The 19714-nt window shown below is 62.6% G+C and carries 22 protein-coding genes; 17 read left to right on the top strand and 5 right to left on the bottom strand.

Features of this window, described 5'->3' with window-relative positions; all coding sequences use genetic code 11:
* Positions 1-4: 4 nt before the first annotated feature.
* The 17 genes from A6745_RS22165 to A6745_RS22090 all read left to right on the top strand — a co-directional run bounded on the left by A6745_RS22165 (position 5) and on the right by A6745_RS22090 (position 15871).
* Positions 5-946, top strand: coding sequence for a type IV secretion system protein (locus tag A6745_RS22165; protein ID WP_066131999.1), 942 nt, complete (start codon positions 5-7; stop codon positions 944-946).
* Positions 947-1183: 237 nt separating this feature from the next.
* Complete coding sequence (locus tag A6745_RS22160; RefSeq protein WP_231886072.1) at positions 1184-1921, top strand: virB8 family protein; 738 nt, start codon at positions 1184-1186, stop codon at positions 1919-1921.
* A gap of 4 nt (positions 1922-1925) precedes the next feature.
* Positions 1926-2483, top strand: a complete 558-nt coding sequence (locus A6745_RS22155; RefSeq protein WP_066131998.1) for a KfrB domain-containing protein — start codon at positions 1926-1928, stop codon at positions 2481-2483.
* 43 nt (positions 2484-2526) lie between these two features.
* Positions 2527-3351 (top strand): TrbG/VirB9 family P-type conjugative transfer protein, encoded by an 825-nt coding sequence (locus A6745_RS22150; RefSeq protein WP_066131995.1) that lies wholly within the window; start codon positions 2527-2529, stop codon positions 3349-3351.
* Positions 3348-4505 carry a type IV secretion system protein VirB10 gene (gene virB10 / locus A6745_RS22145; protein ID WP_066131992.1) on the top strand — a complete coding sequence of 386 codons (1158 nt, stop codon included), beginning with the start codon at positions 3348-3350 and terminating at the stop codon, positions 4503-4505. Before A6745_RS22150 ends, virB10 begins: the two co-directional genes overlap by 4 nt.
* 30 nt (positions 4506-4535) lie before the next feature.
* Positions 4536-5558, top strand: coding sequence for a P-type DNA transfer ATPase VirB11 (virB11, locus tag A6745_RS22140; RefSeq protein WP_066131988.1), 1023 nt, complete (start codon positions 4536-4538; stop codon positions 5556-5558).
* A gap of 45 nt (positions 5559-5603) precedes the next feature.
* Positions 5604-6590: a phosphoribosyltransferase gene (locus A6745_RS22135; RefSeq protein ID WP_066131986.1), complete on the top strand. Its 987-nt coding sequence runs from the start codon at positions 5604-5606 to the stop codon at positions 6588-6590.
* A 68-nt stretch (positions 6591-6658) separates the two neighbouring features.
* Positions 6659-6937, top strand: a complete 279-nt coding sequence (locus A6745_RS28810; RefSeq protein WP_156513493.1) for a hypothetical protein — start codon at positions 6659-6661, stop codon at positions 6935-6937.
* A gap of 108 nt (positions 6938-7045) precedes the next feature.
* Complete coding sequence (locus A6745_RS22130) at positions 7046-7831, top strand: helix-turn-helix domain-containing protein (RefSeq protein WP_066131978.1); 786 nt, start codon at positions 7046-7048, stop codon at positions 7829-7831.
* Between the two features lie 336 nt (positions 7832-8167).
* Positions 8168-9193 carry a hypothetical protein gene (locus A6745_RS22125; protein WP_156513492.1) on the top strand — a complete coding sequence of 342 codons (1026 nt, stop codon included), beginning with the start codon at positions 8168-8170 and terminating at the stop codon, positions 9191-9193.
* Between the two features lie 90 nt (positions 9194-9283).
* Positions 9284-9706 carry a hypothetical protein gene (locus tag A6745_RS22120; protein ID WP_066131967.1) on the top strand — a complete coding sequence of 141 codons (423 nt, stop codon included), beginning with the start codon at positions 9284-9286 and terminating at the stop codon, positions 9704-9706.
* Positions 9707-9709: 3 nt separating this feature from the next.
* Positions 9710-10417 carry a StbB family protein gene (gene stbB / locus A6745_RS22115; RefSeq protein WP_066131961.1) on the top strand — a complete coding sequence of 236 codons (708 nt, stop codon included), beginning with the start codon at positions 9710-9712 and terminating at the stop codon, positions 10415-10417.
* 10 nt (positions 10418-10427) lie between these two features.
* On the top strand, positions 10428-10823 hold the full coding sequence (locus tag A6745_RS22110) for a hypothetical protein (RefSeq protein ID WP_156513491.1): 396 nt from the start codon (positions 10428-10430) through the stop codon (positions 10821-10823).
* Between the two features lie 15 nt (positions 10824-10838).
* Complete coding sequence (locus tag A6745_RS22105) at positions 10839-12437, top strand: type IV secretion system DNA-binding domain-containing protein (protein WP_066132341.1); 1599 nt, start codon at positions 10839-10841, stop codon at positions 12435-12437.
* Positions 12412-15243, top strand: a complete 2832-nt coding sequence (gene mobF / locus A6745_RS22100) for a MobF family relaxase (RefSeq protein WP_066131955.1) — start codon at positions 12412-12414, stop codon at positions 15241-15243. Before A6745_RS22105 ends, mobF begins: the two co-directional genes overlap by 26 nt.
* Before the next feature lie 119 nt (positions 15244-15362).
* Positions 15363-15575 (top strand): addiction module protein, encoded by a 213-nt coding sequence (locus A6745_RS22095; RefSeq protein ID WP_066131952.1) that lies wholly within the window; start codon positions 15363-15365, stop codon positions 15573-15575.
* Complete coding sequence (locus A6745_RS22090; protein WP_066131950.1) at positions 15572-15871, top strand: type II toxin-antitoxin system RelE/ParE family toxin; 300 nt, start codon at positions 15572-15574, stop codon at positions 15869-15871. Before A6745_RS22095 ends, A6745_RS22090 begins: the two co-directional genes overlap by 4 nt.
* Before the next feature lie 548 nt (positions 15872-16419).
* Here the strand turns inward: A6745_RS22090 and A6745_RS22085 are convergent.
* From A6745_RS22085 to A6745_RS22060, 5 genes are all read right to left on the bottom strand, one after another.
* Positions 16420-16680 carry a hypothetical protein gene (locus A6745_RS22085; protein ID WP_066131947.1) on the bottom strand — a complete coding sequence of 87 codons (261 nt, stop codon included), beginning with the start codon at positions 16678-16680 and terminating at the stop codon, positions 16420-16422.
* A gap of 187 nt (positions 16681-16867) precedes the next feature.
* Positions 16868-17551 carry a hypothetical protein gene (locus A6745_RS28320; protein ID WP_082853230.1) on the bottom strand — a complete coding sequence of 228 codons (684 nt, stop codon included), beginning with the start codon at positions 17549-17551 and terminating at the stop codon, positions 16868-16870.
* 405 nt (positions 17552-17956) lie between these two features.
* Entirely contained in the window at positions 17957-18409 is a 453-nt protein-coding gene (locus A6745_RS28315) for a DUF6900 domain-containing protein (protein WP_082853229.1), read from the bottom strand.
* A 2-nt stretch (positions 18410-18411) separates the two neighbouring features.
* Positions 18412-19050, bottom strand: coding sequence for a DNA methyltransferase (locus tag A6745_RS22065; RefSeq protein WP_066131946.1), 639 nt, complete (start codon positions 19048-19050; stop codon positions 18412-18414).
* A gap of 380 nt (positions 19051-19430) precedes the next feature.
* A complete protein-coding gene (locus tag A6745_RS22060; protein WP_066131941.1) occupies positions 19431-19658 on the bottom strand; it encodes a hypothetical protein in 228 nt (75 codons plus the stop codon).
* Positions 19659-19714: the final 56 nt, after the last annotated feature.

The raw sequence follows: 19714 nt of genomic DNA, 5'->3' as shown, positions 1-19714 counted from the left end.
ACAAATGGCGGCCGCTCCTCAGTTCGTTCTGAGCCAAGCGGTTCAGTGGCTCAGCGACACCATCGATCCGCTTCTCGAAAGCACAGTGGCAACAGCCGTCACCGATGCCACAACGGCCATTCTGCCCATTGTCACCGTTGCCCTGTCGTTGACGATGCTGCTCTATGGCTGGGCCATCATGCGCGGCGCCATCCAAATGCCGGTTATGGACTTCGTCCATCGCTGCTTCGTGATAGGCGTGGTGGTCAGTATCGCCACGATGGGCGGCCTGTATCAGACCGAGATCGTGCAGTTGATCATCGCGCTGCCTTCTGACCTTGCTGACGTTTTTACCGCTTCGGGCCAGTCAGTGGAAAGTCGTTTGGGGGAAAGCGCGGCGAAGGGGGCCGAAGCTTCGACGCATCTGCTCAATGGTGCAACCGACGGCCTGTCGATCAGTCGCGCACTGGCGTTCAGCCTCGTGGCTGTCGCGGTAGGGCTTGCGACGGTGGTTCTCACTGCGATCGGCACCGCGCTGCTGGTGACCACGAAAGTCGCGACAGCATTGTTGGCCTGCGTGGGACCACTGGTGATTTTCGGTGTGCTTTTCAGCTTCACCCGCGGCATCTTCGAAAAGTGGGTCGGCCAGATCTTGCAATACGCATTGATCATGGCGCTGTTCAGCCTGGTCTTTGGAATCCTGATGGGGGTCTACGACCAGCTTCTGGCGGCGATCATCAACGACGCGCAGAACGCCAATGCCCGCAACATCTTCGGCATTCTCGTCGGCGTCGGCCTGGTGGCAGTGGCCTCCGGCCTGATCCTCTGGCAAGTCCCTGCCATCGCTTCCTCTCTGGCCAGTGGCGCCAGTCTGGAGGTAGCTCGCGCAATTGAGCGTTCGGTCAACACCGCTCGCTCCGCCGCTGGTTCCCAGAACAAACCCATCGTCCCTCGCCCTCGCCCGTAGCGGCACCAACTCCCGCAGCGCAGGGCCGCCCTTGCCGACCTCATCCCTTCCTCTACGCCGCCGGCGCACACCGTGCGACACGGAGTTCCCTATGCGCAATCTTGTTCTTGCCCTGGTCGCAGCGGCCGGCTTGGCCGCCTGCGGCTTCTCGCCACCCAAACCGCCTTTGCCCCCCGAGGGCCCGCGCGTGCCAGTGAACGCTAGCCCACCCAACGCGCCTGTGACGGAGACCCGCCCATGACGTTGCCCGAGGACACCGACGAGACCGGCGCCCCATCACCGGTCATGGACTTCGAAGCGCCTGTCAGCCGCGACCAACTGGCCACCGAACTCGAGCGTGTGCGAGGCCACGAACGGGACTGGGTACATGAATTGCTCGCCTCACGTAAGCGCGCCTGGCAAACCGCCTATGCAGCGTTCACATTGGCCGGGTTGGCTATCGTCGCAGTTGCCGGACTCACACCGCTGAAGGAGCCGCCCGAACTGCGGGTGGTAGGGGTCGACAGCGTGACAGGCGCTGTCGCCCACCTGACCCGGCTGCGGGAGGCGCCAGAAGATTTTGGCGAACGCATCGGCCGATACTTCGTGACCCAGTATGTTAGGGCGTGCGAGTCCTATGAATGGAACACCATTCAACTGCACTACGACACCTGCGCGCTATTCAGCACGCCGGATGTCCAGCGCGCCTACTACCGTCGCTTCGAAGGGGCCAACGCCCTAGACAAGCGCCTGGGCGACCGGGCACGCATCAACGTGGACATACGGTCTATCACGCTCGGGCCGAACCAGACCGCCGTCGTGCGCTTCTCCAGCCAGGAACACGTCAACGGCGGCACCAACCCGCCGCCACGACATCGTATCGCAACGCTCGCTTACCGCTATGTCGACGAACCGCTGACGGAAGCCGTCGCGCGAGCGAACCCGTTGGGTTTCCAAGTCGTCAGCTACGCGGTTGACGATGAAACCGGGAGCTGACCTCATGAACCAGACGGAACTGAACCAACTGGCCCGGCGTCTCGAAGGCGCTGATGCCCTCTCGAACAGCGAGCGCGTCGCCCTGCTAAACGACGTCGAGCGGGCCGCTCGCCACGACCTGTACGGCGCCACCCAGTTGTGGCGGGATCACGTGCCCAAAGATGCGGATCTACGCATGCCCCAGGTGCTGGCCGTGGCCGAAGTCGTGCACAAGCGCTTCGAAGGTAGAGCCGATCAAGAACGCGCGCCGATCGCCCTTTACAGCGAGCGCGATACAGAAGTTGGACGCCCCGAGTCCGGCCGCGAGTACCGAGGGCCGATCGTCGGGTTCACGCCGGACTATGCCGTGCAGCGTGCCGAAAATGGCGACTACATCCTCCACGGACGTCGCGGGCTGACCGGTGCGACACAGGAGCTTGGCCGCGACGACGTGTCGATCCGATATCCCTTTTCCCCTCGCGGCGTCGGCCTGGTGCAACGGATCGAACCCGCCACCGAACACGACCGCGCAGCCATGCGCTTGGAAAAGCCCCACGAAACGGCGATGGAACACGCTCGCTGAAGCGTCCGCGGCCCGGCCTGGGCCTGTTCGGAGAATTATGCCAATGACATCCCTACGCTTCCGACAGGCAGCATGGCTGGCCGTTGCCGCCGCATACCTGCTGCCCGCCCCGTCCTGGGCCCTGGACCGGCCAGTGGCCACCGACTACGACCACCGCGTGCGCCTTGTCGCCTACAACCCACTGGACGTGATCCAGGTCGATACAGTGCTGGGCACCGCGACGCTCATCGAGCTGGAGCCCGGCGAAAAGTACGTCAGCCATGCGTTTGGCGACAGCGGCGCCTATGAGTTCGCAGAACGGGGAGACCGCATCCTGCTCAAGCCGCGGGCAGAGCAAGCCGATACGAATCTCATCGTCCTGACGGACCGGCGCAATTACGCCTTTCGGCTCTCGTATTCCCACGACCGCCACACATCAGCCCTTTACAAACTGACCATCCGCCATCCTGACACCGAGCGGGAAGCCGCTCGTCAAAGCGCAGAGCGCCAGCAGGTGGCGCAGGCACTGGGCGCCGCTCAGGCGGTGCACAACTGGCAGGCCTACACCATGAGCGGCCATCGATCCATTGCCCCCATTCATGCGTGGGATGACGGTGCCAGCACGTGGTTCGAGTTTGCACCGGGGCAGGAGTTGCCGCAGATCTACCAGGTCGACGCTGACGGCCAGGAAGTCATCGCCAACCGGCACATGGCGAACCCTCGCACGGTAGTGGTGGACCGCGTAACGGCATTGTGGCGGCTGAGGCTGGGTCAGCAGGTGCTTGCCATACACAACGAGGCAGCACATCAAAGCCGCGCACAACCACTTCCAACCGGTACGGTCAGCCCCGATGTAAAGCGCATCATCCGTGAGGAGCCATCCCAATGAAATGGCCTCTACGTCGCCCTGCGGCCATCGATGCCGTGGATGAGCTGGAGCGCAGCGCGGCTGATGACATTGGCGCGCGCGGCCCCGGCTTCACCGACACGCCACGCCGCACGCCCCCGCGCGGCGCCAAGGCATTCATGCTGTTGCTGATGGTGATCGTCGTCGGCGCGCTGGGGGGACTGACCTGGCGGGCACTGCACACGGCTGAGGGCAAGAAGAAGTCCGCCGATGCTGCCCGCGTCGAGAACGTCCTTCCACGGCTGAAGTTGCAGCCACCGGCGCCAGCACCTACGGCGCCACCGCCTGAGCCCACATCGCCAGCGCCTGACCCAGAACCTTCGAAGGAAGCCGATCCTCCTTCACGTGCTTTCTGGACAGTACCCGAGGTCACTGCATCCTTGCCCGACATGGTGCAGCAACGACGGTTGAGCAGTCCGCTGGCTGGAGAACGAGAAGGCCGGCAGCAGAACGGCGCTGAACCATCGAACTCGGCTCCGCCGCCGGCAGTCGACTCCGGGCCGATGGCCGACGGCCTGCAACCACTTCGATTAACCGGGTCGTCGGCCAGGCTGCTGCCGGACCGTAACTACCTGCTCACCCAGGGTGCCATGATCGATTGCGTCATGCAGACTCGCCTGGTCAGCGCCCAGGCTGGGATGGTGACGTGCCACACCCCCCGCGAAGTCCGATCTGCCAACGGCAGAGTCGTGCTGATCGATGCTGGCACGCTGTTCGTCGGCTACCAGCGGGGCTCGCTGTCGCAGGGGCAGCGCCGAATCGGCGTGGTGTGGTCGCGCATGGAAACACCGAACGGCGTAGCCATCGAGCTGGATTCTCCCGGCACTGGTCCATTAGGCGAGGCGGGGCTGGATGGCGCGATAGACAGCCATTTCTGGGAACGCTTTGGTGGCGCTGTGATGATCAGCCTGATCGACGATTTCGGCAACTGGGTCTCCGAACGAAACCGTAACGGCGACTCCATCCGCTTTGACAGCACCGGGGATGCGGCTGCGGGCGCGGTAGAGAAAGTGCTCGAGAACTCGATAAACATCCCTCCCACGCTATATAAGAACCAGGCTGAACGGATCGGCGTCTTCGTTGCGCGCGACTTGGACTTCAGCAGCGTCTACCAGTTGGTGCCAACGAACCGCTGACAACGCGCCTTGCCAGAAGGATCGGGACCCATGCAAGATCGCCCAGATCAGGATGGGCGGGCGCTGGCGGTGCGTCAGTTGCTGCGCCCAATACAAAGCTGGTTGGATGACCGGGACGTGACCGAAATCGCCATTCCGCGGCCGGGTGTGCTGTTCGTGCGTGGCCGATCAGGCTGGCAGCAGCATGTCGCTGCGATTCTGACCTACGACTATCTCGCTGCCCTGGCAGATGCCATCACGGTCTACAACGGACTGGCGCCTGCACCCATTCTGTCCATGACGCTGCCCAATGGCGAACGGGGTCAAGTCGCACAGCCACCGGCGGTGATCGACGGCACGCTGTCGCTGAACATCCGCAAACACGGCCTGGTGGTCAAGTCCCTCGCTGTTCTGGAGGCCGAAGGCGCGTTTGAGAATTGGCGCGATGTCAGCCCCATTCCTTCAGCCGATGCCGCGCCCCTTTCCGAGCGCGAAGCCGAATTGCTGGCGCTAAAACACGAGTGCCGCATGGTTGATTTTCTCACCCGTGCGGTGCAACTGCGCTGCAACATCGTCATCGCTGGGCGCACCGGGTCCGGCAAAACCACCTTCGCACGCTCGCTCATGGAGTTGGTTCCAGTCGATGAGCGCCTTATCACCATCGAGGATGTTCACGAGCTGTTTCTGCCCAACCATCCAAATCGCGTACACATGCTCTACGGGCCGGACGCTGGCAGGGTATCGGCGACCGATTGTCTCGCGGCTTGCATGCGTAGCTCCCCAGACAGGGTGTTTCTCGCTGAGCTGCGGGGTGCCGAGGCCTGGGAGTATCTGAGCGCACTGAATACTGGCCATCCCGGCGGCATTACGACGACCCATGCCAACGATGCCCGCGGCACGTTCGACCGCATTGCCTGGCTCGTCAAGCAGTCACCAGCAGGCCAGCAGATGGCATTGCCGGCGATCCGTGAATATTTGCACCGCACCTTGGACTTGGTCATTTACATGGCCGACAGGCGCGTAGTGGAACTGCACTACGACTCGATGGCCGCGACACGGCTCGCCAACCAGTAGATCCGCATCAGAGCCAGATTACCTTCCCTGACAATGGAGCGGTATATGGAAGCGCTTCCCCGTCTCGGCCGCCTCGGTATTCCCCTTCTTATTGGCGGTGAGCGCCGGCGCCTGTTTCGATACGAGGACATCGAAACGCTGGCATTGCTGCATCGTCGCTTCATCATGGACCGCGGTTATGACGCGGTGGTGGGCATAGCCCGCGGTGGCCTGTACCTCGCATGCATGGTCGCCCAAAGCACCGACCTACCGCTGCGTGTGGCCTATTACGACCGGCGATCAAGACACGTACACCTGCCTTCCAGTTTTGCGACACGCCGGGTCCTTCTCGTAGAGGATGTCGCCGGCAAGGGGAACACATTGCTCGACGTCGCAGCCAAGTTGCACACCCGTGGCATAGCGGCGGACATCATGGTCGTGTGTAGTGACGACCTTAGTCGAATCGTTCCCGATATCGGTGTGCGTCTTTCCCCTGGCGAGCGGCATTGGTTTCCCTGGGAGAGGGCGCAGGCCGGCCCTACCGATGCACAACGACAGGCCTCGGCTATGGATCTGGACTGCCCATACTGGCGCACCGCTTTCGATCTAGACGGAGTTTTCGTCGCGGACTTGCCAAAGCGGGACTATTTCCGAAGCCTAGAGGTCACGTTACAACGACGCGACCAGCTCGCTCCGCTCGCCAGGCCGCCACAATGGAGAGATGGCGATTGGATCGTCAGCGGCAGGCTGACAACAGATGAAGCGCGAACCCGCCGCTGGCTCCATCGCCACGGAATTACACCTGGCAAGCTTCTGCTTCGACCTGATCAGCAAGAACCGCCAAGCACCTTCAAGGCGCGCATGCTCTGCACGCATCGGATTGTCGAATTCTTCGAGAGCGACCTGGCGCAAGCCGTCACCATCGCCAAAGACCCCGCCGTTGTGGTTTGGCACTATCGCAGCGCCCGGCGTATGCCCAGACGCATACAGGATGCTCCCCCATCGCCCCGGCAGCCGTGTCACCACCTGTCCAACCCCAGCATCAGGTCGTAGGAGCAACGTGAAAACACGAACGCTTGCGTATACCTAAATCCCTGGTCGAGCAAATCTAAGGATCAGCCATGCCGCGCTCCAGATCAAAGCCAGCGCAATCGCCGCGCCGATCTCGAACCGCCATTGCCTACGCCATCATGCAGCAGGCGCTCGAGGCCGGCCGGGCCGCTGGCCACACGCCAGAAGACATCCACCGGGCCATCACCGCAGCATATCCCTGGGGGGACCGCCAGCCTTCCAAATGGCCGTACAAAGCGTGGCTCATCGCCCGGCGGCAGTTCTACGAGCGGCATGGCCTACCCGGTCTTCGTGCCATCAAAGGCATTGCGCAAAGCGAAGAACCCTGACCCAGGGTCATCGGCCACGACCCTAGCCAATGCATGTGCCGCTGGGTCCGCTGAACCGTCATCGTCAAACTTACCCGGTAATCTTCTACCGCTGCACAGGGGATCGATATGAGTGTGGCCGCCGTCAACTGGGCCTTGCAGGTAGATGCCGAGCGCCCCTCCTCCAAGCTGGTCCTGCTGGTTCTTGCCTGGGGTGTGCGATACAACGCCGAGGACTGGACGGCCTACGCCAGCGTGGATGACCTCGCAGCCGCGACGCATCTGGATCGCAAGACCATTCTAGACGCCCTGAAACGTCTCTGCGCGATTGGAATTATCAAGGACTCCGGGCTGCGCGCTGGCTCCACGCGGCGCATAACGGTATGGCGCCTGAACGGTCAGCCAGCAGAGCAGCCAATCTGCGGGACCGCTCCTTCGGTCCAGGAACATGCGCTGACCAGCCTTCCCGCTCGCCCTGCGCCCTCGCCCCATGCGTCTGCCTACAAGCATCTTCGCAACCCGGCCTACGACGCCGGCACCCGCCTGCCCGATCAGTGGACACTCCCCGGTGACTGGCGGGAATGGGCCCGGCGTGTGCGCCCCCGATGGAGTATGAGCCGCATTGAAGCAATGGCCACGACATTCCACGCTTACTGGCGCTCCAAACCCGGCGCGGCCGGCTACAGCGCAGACTGGTTCGCAAGCTGGCGGCTATGGGTCTTACGCGAAGCGCCCGATCGCACCGACGAATCATCCCGGGGCGCAAGACCCATCCAGACGACACAGAGCCGACAGGCATGGCTTCTGGCACAAGCTCGCGCTGCCGGTATCGAGGCCGCACCCGGTGAGTCTACGGAAGCCTACCTCGCGCGTGCCCATATCGAACTGGAGCGCCGGGCAGCGGGGGATGGATAGCGGCTGTGGATAACCCAGGCGGAGCAATACCGTTTTGGGAACCGTTCCAAAAACGGAATGATCCCGGTTCAACGGCCAAATCATCCCGGATACGGGACGGTGAATCATGCCGGTTTCGGAACCCTGAATAAGCCCACAAACGGGACCATCAATATATAGGTGGTTATAGGTTCAAACAGGTATAGAGAGAGAGTCGCGCGCGAAACGCTGCTCTTGGCAGACTCAATCGTCAGCCTGACGATTTGATCCTTTCGAGCACTGCCGGTCCTCACGCCGCGCCTCGGCCCGCAGCCCATCCAGCACGGCGCACCAGATTTCCAGACCAGAGGGACCGCCATGAAAATCTCAGCAATGATGGACCGCATCGCGCGCGTGTTTCGCCATGACGAAGCCGATAGCGCGGCCAGGAAAGAGCAAGGTAGTCCCGTGGAGCCCGAAGCAAGCCCGCCGGCGCCGCCGGAGCACATACCACTGGTGGACCCTGACGGAGTCGAAATCCTCGAGCCCGATTTCGATACAGACGAATATGTCGATATCTCCCAACTCAAGCTCAATGGGGAATGGGAAGACCCCGTCGAGGATCATATACACTTATTGAACACGCAAGTTGCCGGCTGGACGGGTGCATCGGTACACGACCTGCCACAAGATGCGGAGGTCCTCGATCGCTTCACCTACGTCTTAGACGCGCCGAATCTACAAGAAACGGTGCCCGCACAGTACAGAGGCGAGATCTACGAGGCAGATCGCGAGCCCTCCAACGCACACCACGCCATTTTCAACTCGGAAGCTGGAGAGCGCAGCTCAATGCAAATCCTCGCCATCGACAAGGCGGGCAATGCGCTTGTGCTGGAAAACACAGTCTTGCTGCACGAAGATGCCGAAGGTCCGCGCTTCAATACGATGCCAATGCAGGAGGCATTCAACCTCGCCGACAACTATCGTGCAAGCCATGAAATGGCCAAGCAATTCGTACCATACGGACAGCTTCCCAGCGGCTACACCTATCCAACGCCGAGCGAATCGATGGTTGCCCCTGTAGCTTCTGCGGCAACGATTTCGGCTTTCGAGGAACGGCCCGCCGAAGCGAAGACGCTTCCTGGACAACAATACACCGGCGTCTTAGAAAGCATCGTCGGGTCAAAGGTGATCCAGCGTTTGGAGGATGGCGCCCGGATAAGCCACGACATCAGCCGCATTGCGGGCGCAGAACTGTCGTCCTTGGTAGGGACGCGCGTAGACATCCGGTATCCCTACGGGCAAGTCGGTGTCATCCACGCTGCCGAGGGGTCAACAAACCCAGACCTGCAACGCACAGACGCTTCTCGTCAAAACGAAGGTTTCAGCGACCTGGAAAAGTAGCTGGTCTGCATCATGTCGATGATCGATCCGCCTTTGCCAGCAGCGCGCTCGTCCTCTTAATCACCCATCAATAACCGCAGGACGCAAGGGATGCAGACGCATCGTCTTGTGCTGGAGATCCTCGTGCATATCGACCCTTTAAAGAGTGAGCTGGCGGGCCTGGCCAGCGGCTCGCGCCGCGCCCGCTTGCGCCTTCTCATGCCGACCATCGCCGAACTGGTGGCCTCTGGCGTTGCACGCCAAGACATCGTCGATCAACTGGTTGCGCGTGATCTGCCGATCACCCTGGCTGGGCTGAAGTCCGCTTTGCGTCGTTGGCGCAAGCGTCAGGCTCAGCCTACGTCCCACTCACCGGGCCAACGGACGCCTCCCGATACGACCGCGCCATCGCAGCACTGCGCGCAGGCTTCGCCCGCCTCCGTCAGCAACAAAGGGGATCTGGTGCGGCTACGCCGCGCCTCTGCACCCGACCTGGCCGAATTGGCCCGCATCGCTAAGCAAGAGGGGAATTAACCCATGAACATCGTTGTTCTGAACTACAGCGGCTCGGTCGGCAAGACCGTCGTTGCCAGCCACGTGCTTGCGCCAAGAATTCCCAGCGCCGACATCATCGCCGTCGAATCGACAAACGAGACCGGCGCAGACCTGGGACTGACCGTGGAACAGATGCGCGGTGAGCAGTTCGGGCTGTTGTTCCGCCGGCTGCTGACCTGCGAAGCTGCCATCGTTGATGTCGGGGCCACCAACGTCGAGGATTTTCTGGCTCACATGGTCCGATATGACCAGTCGCATGACGAGATCGACTATTTCGTGCTTCCCGTCATCCCATCGGGTAAAGCCCAGCGAGAAACACTTAAGACCATCGAAGCGCTGGTGGCACTCGGGGTTCAGGCGCCTCGAATTCGCGTGGTCTTCAATCGCGTCGAGATAGACGTTCGAGACGAATTCGCGCCCATCTTCGGCTACGCCCGGGTCAACCAGACCTTCCAGCCCAATCCGCTGGCCGCCATCTACCGCAACGACGTTTTCGACCTGCTGGCCAATCGCCGCATCACTATCTCCGAAGTCCTGGCCGACACCACCGACTACCGCCAATTGCTGCGCGAGGCCAAGCCTACCGACGAAAAGGAGATTGCGCGCTACACCGAACTGATTGCGCTGCGCGCGCTGGCACGCCCGGTCCATCAGCAGCTCGACAGTGTCTTTGCCGCGCTGCTCTCCTAACCCAGCCGCCATGAGCGAGCAAGCTCCCCCTCCCCGCAGCAAACTGGATGTGCTGTACCGCGATGTACTCGGCGAGATCGCCCCGCTCATGGATCGGGTAGAGACGGCGATAAAGACTGCGGACGCGCTGATGCAACGCAGCCAGGGCCAATCTGACCAGGCTCGCCTCAAGGTATCCGAAGCAAGCTCTGGCCCCTCTGCGGACGAAGAAACGGCACGCAGACTTTCGCGCAGCGCCCGCGACATGGACCTTGCTACCCGTGCACTCCAAGCCGCAACAGTCTCCTACAGGCAGGCAGCGCTCCGACACGCCTGGCTGACCGCAGTGCTGGGCCTGGTCGCCGGATTCATAGGCGGAGCGCTGGCTGGCATTGCCTTGGGCGGTCTCTGGATCGCCGCTCCATGACTTGAGGTGATCATCATGGCACCCGACATACGCCGGCGCCTTTCCGTGCTGGCCCTCGTGCTTTGCCCCCTTTCCAGTTGGCTGACCTGCATCATCTACACCAGCGGGATCAGCATACGGCAACTGGATTATCGAATCCTTTCTGCGGCCGTTCGCGCCACACCGGATTACCCGATTCTGATGTGGGCCATTGGCGCGGGCGTTGCCCTCGCGCTGCTCATCATCATCACCCTGTTGCGCGACAGGTCGCACACGGAAGGCTACGACGGGGCGGGATATCGGAAGTTCATCCGAGGTACTCGCGTCGTACCTTACCGCTCATTGCGACGCGCATGCAGCGAATGGTTCCGCAGCCAAATCGATGTCGCTGGCGTACCGATGCCCACAAGGATTGAGACGCTGCACCTGTTGCTCAACGGCGCCACCGGCAGCGGCAAGACGATCTTGCTGCGGCGGCTCGTCTTTTCGGCGCTTCGGCGAGGCGACCGCATGGTCCTGGTCGATCCCAATGGCGATTTGCTCTCCAAATTCTGGCGGCCCGGGGACGTCGTGCTCAATCCCTACGACTCCCGCACCGAAGGATGGAGCTTCTTTAACGAGGTGCGGGCGGACTACGACTGGAAAAGGTTCGCCAAGTCGGTAGTGCCATTGGGCGCGGACGCCAACGCGGAAGAATGGAACGAGTTCGGCAGGCTGCTGTTGCGCGAAGCGGCCCGCAAGCTGTTCTCGCTCGGCTGCCCCTCCATCGAGCAGCTTTTTCGCTGGTGCACGATTGCCGACCATCAGGACCTGCGGGCTTTTCTGACCGGCACGCTGGCGGAATCATTGTTCGCGGGTTCGAACGAAGCCAGCAAGGCCCTGACGTCCGCGCGGTTCGTCCTGTCGAACAAGCTGAGCGAGCACATGAGCATGCCCCCGGGCAACTTCAGCATCCGCGACTGGATGGAGGATGAGCGCGGCGGCAATCTTTTCATCACCTGGCGTCAGGACATGGCGCCCGCCATGAAGCCACTGGTTTCTGCCTGGGTCGACGTGTTCTGCACATCCATCCTGTCGATGCCCGAGAACTACTACCGCCGGTGGTGGCTGGTGATCGACGAGTTGGCGTCGCTGGAGAAGTTGCCCACGCTTGAGGACGCGCTGACGAAAGGCCGCAAGCATGGGCTGCGCATCGTCGCCGGCCTGCAAAGCGTGTCGCAGTTGGCCAGCATCTACGGCGAGCGTGTTGCGCAAACGATCCGCGCATCGTTCCGCTCGCTGGTCGTGCTCGGTGGTTCAAAAACCGATCCCGAAACGGCCGACGAAATGTCCAAGAGCCTGGGCGAACACGAAGTGGCCAGGCCCGAATACACCGACAGCCGACAAATCGGCAGCCGCACGACCGGCGAACGCATGGTCAGGAGCACAGAGCGCGTCGTGACGCCTGCGCAGGTGCAGACGCTGCCCGACCTAAACGGCTATCTCGCATTCTCCGGCGCGCGGCCGATCTCCCGTTTCGTGCTTAAACCGATGCAATTTGTCGAGCGCACGCCCGCTTTCATCGAGTCGCATCGGATCTCGTCAACCCTCCCCTCCGCAGAGGCACCCGATGATCTCCCGCAAGGTATTGCATAGGAGTGCGGCCGCCAAAACGACGCACTACTACGCGGAGCAGAAAGACGACTATTACAGCCGCGATGGCGATGCGTCCCGCTGGCTCGGCCGCGGAGCAGCCGCCCTGGGTCTGTCCGGCCCCGTCGATCCCGAGCAATTCCGCGCTGCACTGCGCGGCGAATTCGGTGAAGGCGTCGCCCTGGCCAAATCCATTCGGTCCGATGCTCGTGCACGCGCAGGACTGGACCTGACATTCTCGGCGCCGAAATCGGTGACGATTCAGGCGCTGGTCGGAAAGGACCCAGCCGTGGTGGCTGCTCATGATCGGGCCGTCGAAGCCGCGCTGGCTCATATGGAACGTCATTACGCCTATGCCCGCCAGCGCGTGGACGGCCGAGTACATATCGAGAGTACCGGCAACATCGTGGCCGCGACATGGCGCCACGAGACAGCACGTCCCACCAAGGGTGCGCCGCCGGACCCACAGTTGCACACGCACGCGATCGTGATGAACCTGACCCAACGCGCCGACGGCAAATGGGTGGCGATGTCGAACGAAGAAATATTCCGCGCCCGCAACCTGCTCGACGCCATCTACACCAACGAACTGGCTCGACAGCTACAGCTATCGGGCTACTCCATACGACTGGAAGGACGCCATATCGAGCTGGCGCACATCTCGCGTCAGCAGATCGAAGTTTTTTCGAAGCGGACTGCGCAGATCAACGCCGAACTTCAGCATCGCCACCTGACGCGCGAAACAGCCAGCCACGGCACGAAGCAAGCGATTACGCTGGCCACCCGCCAGGCGAAGGCGACAGACTTGCCCCGCGCGGTACTACAGGCCGCCTGGGAACAGCAGGCCCGAGAGGCCGGTTTGGAGCTGATGCGACCGCTGCGGACGCACGATCGGAACTTGGGCCAAGAAACATCCTCGGGCTTGCGGGTCAATACTGGGCAAGGTATCGCCGAGCACGCCGTGAACTGGGCAATTCGTCACCTGACGGAACGCGAAGCGAACATGAGTGCAAGCGCGCTGCTTTCAACGGCGCTCGGGCATGTTGGCGGGCGCACTGACACACACACCATTGAGACCGAGATACGCCGGCAGACCAATGCAGGGCGCCTGATCTTAGGCACCCAGCTTTATCGAGAGGCATCCCAGGAGTTTGGCACGGTACGCGACAAGGCCGCGTGGAACCAAACCTTGATTCGCTCGGGATTGACGCCGAAGGAAGCGGCGGCATCGGTACGTGACCTTATCGCTCGCGGGCAACTCGTCGCCGTGGAGCCGCACTTCACAACGGAGGCCGCACGCACGCGCGAGAAAAGAATCCTGCAAATCGAGCGCGAAGGCCGAGGTCAGGTTACGCCGATCATCGACGCACCGCGGCTGGCCACACAACTCGCTGGGCTGTCTTTGAAACCTGGACAACGCGCGGCTTCGGAAATGATATTGGGCACAGCGCACCGCGTTGTGGGCGTGCAGGGCCTTGCCGGCACCGGCAAATCCTACATGCTCGCTCAGGTCAAAGCACTTGCCGAGGCCAATGGATACAAGCTTCACGCGCTGGCCTCTTATGGCGGACAGGTCCGAGCACTACGAGAACTGGGTATAGAAGCCAACACAGTGGCGTCCATGCTCGAAGCCCGTAACGCGGCGAGGCTTGAGCTGGACGAGCGCACGATTCTGGTCGTCGACGAGGCAGGGGTTGTTCCCAGCAGACTGATGGAGAAGTTGCTCCAGCGCGTGGAGTCGGCTGGCGCGCGCACGGTATTGCTGGGCGACACCGAGCAGACCAAAGCTGTTGAGGCGGGCAGGCCATTTCATCAACTCCAAGACGCTGGCATGGCCACGGCTCGCATGTCTGAGATCGTGCGCCAGGATGATCCCAGGTTGCGACGCGCTGTCGAGCTGGCAGCAGAGGGCAAGGCATCGGCCTCGCTGGGCATCCTGCAATCAGTCCATGAGATTGCTGACGATGGCAAGCGGTACTGGGGAGTTGCCGCCCGCTACGTGCAGGTGGGCGGCGACACGCTCATCCTGACCGGTACGAACGATTCGCGCAATCGGATCAACCAGGCGGTCCACGAAGCATCCGGCCTGGACGGGAAAGGCCATGAATACGACCTTCTGACGCGCCGCGATACGACGCAGGCACAGCGCCGCTACGCCCGCTATTACGTAGACGGAGATGTCATCCAGCCCGAGCGCAGCTATGCGTCGGGACTGGAAGCCGGCCAAGCCTATCGCATCGTGGGTCGGGACACGATGCGCAACGCCTTGACGGTGGAAAACCTGTCGACAGCGGAAAGGCTCACCTTCAATCCCCTTCGGGCAACCAGGCTCTCTGTGTACCAGCCGGTACGCGCTGAACTGTCGGTGGGCTCCTGGGTTCGAGTCACGCGCAACGACGCCGCACGCGACTTGGTCAACGGTGGCCGCTTTGAAGTCGTGGGCGTCTCGCCCAACACGATCACGATCCGAAACAATGCTCGGACAGTCACCCTGCCCGCGGACCATCCGGTTCATCTGGATAGAGCCTACGCGACGACAGTGCATAGTGCGCAGGGCCTGACCGCTGATCGCGTACTCATCAACGCGGAGAGCTACAGCAGGACCACTAAGTCGGACGTTTATTACGTGGGTATCTCACGGGCACGCCACTCCGCGGAGATATACACCAACAGCAAATCTAAGCTTCCCGCCGCCGCCGACCGGCGCGAAGACAAGAGCGCCGCGTTGGACATCGGGTTGCGCCGGCCCGCAAGACAAAAAGCGCCGGTGTTGGAGCCGGCGGCAGCCGAAATGACCGCAGCCCGCTGATAGCGAAGCGCCGCGGTGTTTACCTACCACAGCCGATGCCCTTGACGGCCATCGGTCCTGGGCAAGGTGCGATCCGCTAAAATGGACACCACTTCGCCAATAATGTCGAGGAAGTCGCCATGTTCACCCTTGAAAACCTATCCCGTGCCGAGAAGCTCCGCGTCATGGAGGCACTCTGGCGTGACCTGTCAGCCAATGCCGCCGATCTGACTTCTCCCATCTGGCACAACGAGGCGCTCCAACAGGCCGAGACCGAACTTTCGAACGGTTCGGCGCGCATGGTTGATTGGGCAGAGGCCAAAGACACGCTGCGCCAGCGTGCGCGGTCTTGAAACTGCGCATCCTATCCCTGGCGATCGAAGACCTCGACAGGGGACGGCAATTTTACGAAAGGCAGCAGGAAGGGCTTGGCGACTACTTCCTGGACTCGCTGTTTTCTGACATCGACGCTTTGCTGCTGTACGCGGGTATCCATCTGAAGGTTTTCGGCTATTTCCGTGCGCTGTCCGATCGCTTCCCGTATGCCATCTACTATCGCCTCCAGGACGACGAGATCCAGGTCTGGCGTGTCTTGGATTGCAGGCAAGACCCTGGTCGTACCGCCCGCTCCCTCCGCGACACCGCTTGAAGTGGCATGTACAGGCAGTCGACCAGCGGTTAGCGGTGCGCGCCTGCGGCCGCCACGTGGCCTACGCCATCGCAGCGCCGCCGGTCTGGCACCTCACCGCCGCCACTGTGACGCCCCGACGAATCGGTCTGGCGCCTAAACGAATCGCCGCGCAGCCGGTTCAACGCCAACACAGCACCTGTTTGACCCACTCCGGCATGCACGCAAGCGCCGCAGCGCCGACTGGCGACGACTGTGCCACAGCGAAGCCGCGCCAGGCTTGGCTCATCGCGAAGTCTGTGCCCATAGTGTGGCACGGCGTTTTTCTCGGACGAGAAAGGCACTGCTGCAAAATCAAGCACTTGCAGCACCCGCCGGGTGCGTCATGTGTGAGGCTTTCCGAAAGCCTTAAGGGCCGTGCCGCCGCCCTGCGGTGGCCGATCCTTAAGGGTCGGGGAGCCTGGCGGGGCTGGCGCAGCGCGCCCCGCAGCGTCAGCCAGACGGCCCCACCAGCCATCGGCTGGTGGGGATGCCGCAGGCCGCCATCGCACGCCTAAAGCAACCTTGGGTCAAGGTTCTAGGCTGGAATCGATGCCAGCCTCACGCTGCCTATCTGCGTCGGTTATGACGGGCTCCGAGGCGTCCAGGCCGAAAAACAGACGCTCATCGTCGCGGTCACAGAACACCTGGCAACCCTGCACCGTGGCGACAGTGACCTGCGTCGGGCGCAACGACAGCTTGTAGCTGTGCCAGCTAATGTCACGCCGCGCCAAGAGGCGGGTCATTCGCCAGGTACGCGCAATATAGGTGTAGGAAATGATCCTGTTCATGCATTCTGCTCCTGAGCGTGCCAAGGCTGACCTCGGCTGGAGATTCAGAGCCCGACATAAAGGCATGGTTCCGGCGTGACGCAATCCGAAGGCGTCTATAGCCCTGCCGGTTGGGAAGATGACATCGGCCTGACCAGCCCGTGCCAGGCGCCAGGCCGCAGCCCGGCATGGGCTGACGATGCGCCATCTAGAGCAGGTCGGCAAAACGCTCGGCCAGTGCATCTGCCCCAGCCAGCAAGCGCTCCAAGCTGGTGTGGTAGTCGGCGATCACGTCCCAGCCGTCGTTGCCGTAGACGAACCTGATAACGCGCGGGTGGCGATCCGTCGGCGAGAAGACAAACATCAGGTCTTCATCGGTCGCCATGACAGCGTTCATCACGTCGGCCAGATCGGAGGTGAGAGGGCAGGCCCAGGGCTCGCCATCGTGAATGCGGAGTTCGCAACCGGCTGCCAGCAGGTCTTGCGCGGCGCGTCGAACGATGGCGCGTTCGATGAGCATGCGCAAGCAGATGGCGTCGGGTATGGACCTGCCCCTGTTGCCGAACTGCGCCATAAACGCCTCATCGTCGGGCTCCAAGAACAGCCGCGTTGCCACCTGGCCTCGCAATGCGTGCAACAGTTCCTCGGGTGCCAACACGTCAGGATGCGCGGCACGAAATTCGGCACGGGCAATGCCCACTGCTGCGACGAGCGGGTCACGTTCCGGGCGCTCTTGTTGGGAGGGCCAATCGTTCTCGATGCCGCCTGCGATTTCGCCGTCGCTTAGGTCGTACAGCAGGCCGGCAATCTGTACGGGTGAGGCTTCCAATAGCTCGCGCCGCACGTAGGCGAGCAGATCGGCCGGGATTGCTGATGGTGTCGGAGAGTTCATGGTCTGTTCCTTTGAAGGCGAGATGGTCGTGCTGACCTGGCCTGAAGATTCCGAGCCCCCGTGTGGGGGTTCGAGCGGGGGCTTCGCAGTGCGGTGGCATCTAAGCTCTTGCCGCCCGTCCTGTTAGTTCGTCGCCCTGCCGTCCGCGACCACGGCGCGCCCGCCGGAAAAGGGGGAAGGTTTGTAAAGGTCGGCGCGCGCAGCGGCGCCGGGCTTTATGAATGCCCCCTTGCAGGCCGGCGCGCCGTGGTAAGGTCGGTGAAGTTGGGTGACGAACGGCGGGCGTGGCAGCGGCACGCAACCGCAGTTGCGGACCCGCTCGGCCAGCGCGGCGAGCGCCATCGGGCCGCCGGCGGCGGCCCCTGAATTGGAAATGGCCCCACGCTAGGCGCAGGGCCACAACGGCTATCCGTCCAGCCGCCGCGCTACGACGTTGACGTCAAGTTCACCTTCGGCAATCGCGTGCAGAAGATCATCGGGCAGCACGTCCAGCAAGCGGCTCGCCCGCCTGTCCCGTTCCGCGCGCGCCATCGCCGGCCAGCGCATGTACTCGCGCAACTGGTGCAAGTTGGCTGGGTGGCTGCGCGCGTAGCCGCGCAGATAGTCCAGCAATTGCTGCTCGTTGGTCTTATCCATACTGGTTCCTGGATCGGTAGCGCCGGACTCATCACCTCGGTGGTGATCCACCATGCCGGCGAGATACGCCGCTTCGAGTGCAGCCTTGATGGACCAGACCGACAGGTCATGAAAATCCAGTCGATCCACGTACTGCGCCTCTAGCGTGTGGATGCCGAGCACGGTGTCCGCGATGCCGGCGATCTCCTCCTGTGCCGTCTGCGAAAGTGTGGGCTTTGCCATGTTCATGCCTCCCGAGTAGTGGTTTGCAGGCGCGCGACGGCCGCATCGTGATAGCGCCGCTCCAGTTCGATGCCCACGTAACGCCGGCCGCATTGATGTGCAGCAACGCAGGTCGAGCCCGAGCCGGCAAACGGGTCCAGCACAATGTCGCCGGGCTGCGTGAACGCCTGGACGAGCGCCGATAGGCACGACACCGGTTTTTGCGTGGGATGGTGCGCGTTCCCCGTGTATCGCCAGGCCAGCACGTCCGGCGGCGGGCTGGCAGGTATATCCGGTTGGCCCTTGGCCAGCAGATACGCGGCCTCGTGTTGATAGCGCACAAAGCGGGTCTTGGAGGCATACGACTTGGTGAAGACGAAATGCCCGACCGCACGGAATCCGGCTTTACGCCACGCCGCGAAAAACTGATCCACCCGGTTCCATGCGTAGAACGACACGCACAGGGCGTTCTGGCGCAGCACGCGGTGGCACTGCGCAAACGCCGGCAGCAACCAATCCCCGTCCTGGTCATTGGCAATGCTGCGGCCGGTGCGGTCGCGGAAATTGACCAGATACGGCGGGTCGGTCAGGATGAAATTCACACACTGGTCTGGAAATTCGGGCAGGACTTTCAGGCAGTCGCCCAGGATGAATCGGCCCATGAGTAGGCTCCCTCGCGCAGCCGGGGCGGCTTGTCCGCCCCTTTGCACTGCACGGGGCAGACCGCGCCGAGGCGGGCCACACGCGCGCAAGGGACGTGGAATAAATGGTGGGTCCCGGCGCAGCCGGGGGGACCGTTTATGCCGCGAAAGCCCTTGCAAGGCGGCGATCGGCTAAAACGCCCTGCGAGCCGATTGCCGCCTGTGCGCCAGGCCCCCTCGGCGACGGTGGGCACCGGGCAGTGCAAAGCACTTGGAACGATGTTTAGGAAAATGTGGCCGACGGCGGGATGGATGCCTCGGCGACGCAGGAAGCGCCCTGCGATAGCCGCGCCGAAATAGCGCCCACGCAGGGCGCTACATGGCCGGCGTCGCTGGCCCGATCAGCGCAGGCAGCAGTCGCCCGCGAAGCAACCGCCGCGTGCCTGGCATGGCGCATAGACGGCTTGGACGTGGATGTCGGTCTGCGCCAAGCGGCGCTGGCGGCAGTACTCGGCGTGATCAGCGTAGCCGTGGCGCTGGCAGAACCGATCGACGGCCTGCTGGCAGTTGCCTGCGATGACGGTGGTTTTCATGGCAGCGCCGTGGCGCCAAACGTTGAACAGGCTCATCGTGGGTCTCCGGTTGTCGGGCGGGCATGCCCGGGACCGGAGAACGCGGCGCAGCC

The sequence above is a fragment of the Bordetella ansorpii genome (assembly GCF_900078705.1).
Lineage (GTDB): Bacteria > Pseudomonadota > Gammaproteobacteria > Burkholderiales > Burkholderiaceae_B > Bordetella > Bordetella ansorpii_A.
The sequence above is the reverse complement of the archived record's forward strand: the minus strand, read 5'-3'. Positions and strand labels throughout refer to the sequence as shown.

Bases quoted from the DNA above. Each gene is read 5' to 3' on its own strand.
- A6745_RS22165 (WP_066131999.1), top strand. From the start codon at position 5: ATGGCGGCCGCTCCTCAGTTCGTTCTGAGCCAAGCGGTTCAGTGGCTC.
- A6745_RS22160 (WP_231886072.1), top strand. From the start codon at position 1,184: ATGACGTTGCCCGAGGACACCGACGAGACCGGCGCCCCATCACCGGTC.
- A6745_RS22155 (WP_066131998.1), top strand. From the start codon at position 1,926: ATGAACCAGACGGAACTGAACCAACTGGCCCGGCGTCTCGAAGGCGCT.
- A6745_RS22150 (WP_066131995.1), top strand. From the start codon at position 2,527: ATGACATCCCTACGCTTCCGACAGGCAGCATGGCTGGCCGTTGCCGCC.
- virB10 (WP_066131992.1), top strand. From the start codon at position 3,348: ATGAAATGGCCTCTACGTCGCCCTGCGGCCATCGATGCCGTGGATGAG.
- virB11 (WP_066131988.1), top strand. From the start codon at position 4,536: ATGCAAGATCGCCCAGATCAGGATGGGCGGGCGCTGGCGGTGCGTCAG.
- A6745_RS22135 (WP_066131986.1), top strand. From the start codon at position 5,604: ATGGAAGCGCTTCCCCGTCTCGGCCGCCTCGGTATTCCCCTTCTTATT.
- A6745_RS28810 (WP_156513493.1), top strand. From the start codon at position 6,659: ATGCCGCGCTCCAGATCAAAGCCAGCGCAATCGCCGCGCCGATCTCGA.
- A6745_RS22130 (WP_066131978.1), top strand. From the start codon at position 7,046: ATGAGTGTGGCCGCCGTCAACTGGGCCTTGCAGGTAGATGCCGAGCGC.
- A6745_RS22125 (WP_156513492.1), top strand. From the start codon at position 8,168: ATGAAAATCTCAGCAATGATGGACCGCATCGCGCGCGTGTTTCGCCAT.
- A6745_RS22120 (WP_066131967.1), top strand. From the start codon at position 9,284: ATGCAGACGCATCGTCTTGTGCTGGAGATCCTCGTGCATATCGACCCT.
- stbB (WP_066131961.1), top strand. From the start codon at position 9,710: ATGAACATCGTTGTTCTGAACTACAGCGGCTCGGTCGGCAAGACCGTC.
- A6745_RS22110 (WP_156513491.1), top strand. From the start codon at position 10,428: ATGAGCGAGCAAGCTCCCCCTCCCCGCAGCAAACTGGATGTGCTGTAC.
- A6745_RS22105 (WP_066132341.1), top strand. From the start codon at position 10,839: ATGGCACCCGACATACGCCGGCGCCTTTCCGTGCTGGCCCTCGTGCTT.
- mobF (WP_066131955.1), top strand. From the start codon at position 12,412: ATGATCTCCCGCAAGGTATTGCATAGGAGTGCGGCCGCCAAAACGACG.
- A6745_RS22095 (WP_066131952.1), top strand. From the start codon at position 15,363: ATGTTCACCCTTGAAAACCTATCCCGTGCCGAGAAGCTCCGCGTCATG.
- A6745_RS22085 (WP_066131947.1), bottom strand. From the start codon at position 16,680: ATGAACAGGATCATTTCCTACACCTATATTGCGCGTACCTGGCGAATG.
- A6745_RS28320 (WP_082853230.1), bottom strand. From the start codon at position 17,551: ATGAACTCTCCGACACCATCAGCAATCCCGGCCGATCTGCTCGCCTAC.
- A6745_RS28315 (WP_082853229.1), bottom strand. From the start codon at position 18,409: ATGGCAAAGCCCACACTTTCGCAGACGGCACAGGAGGAGATCGCCGGC.
- A6745_RS22065 (WP_066131946.1), bottom strand. From the start codon at position 19,050: ATGGGCCGATTCATCCTGGGCGACTGCCTGAAAGTCCTGCCCGAATTT.
- A6745_RS22060 (WP_066131941.1), bottom strand. From the start codon at position 19,658: ATGAGCCTGTTCAACGTTTGGCGCCACGGCGCTGCCATGAAAACCACC.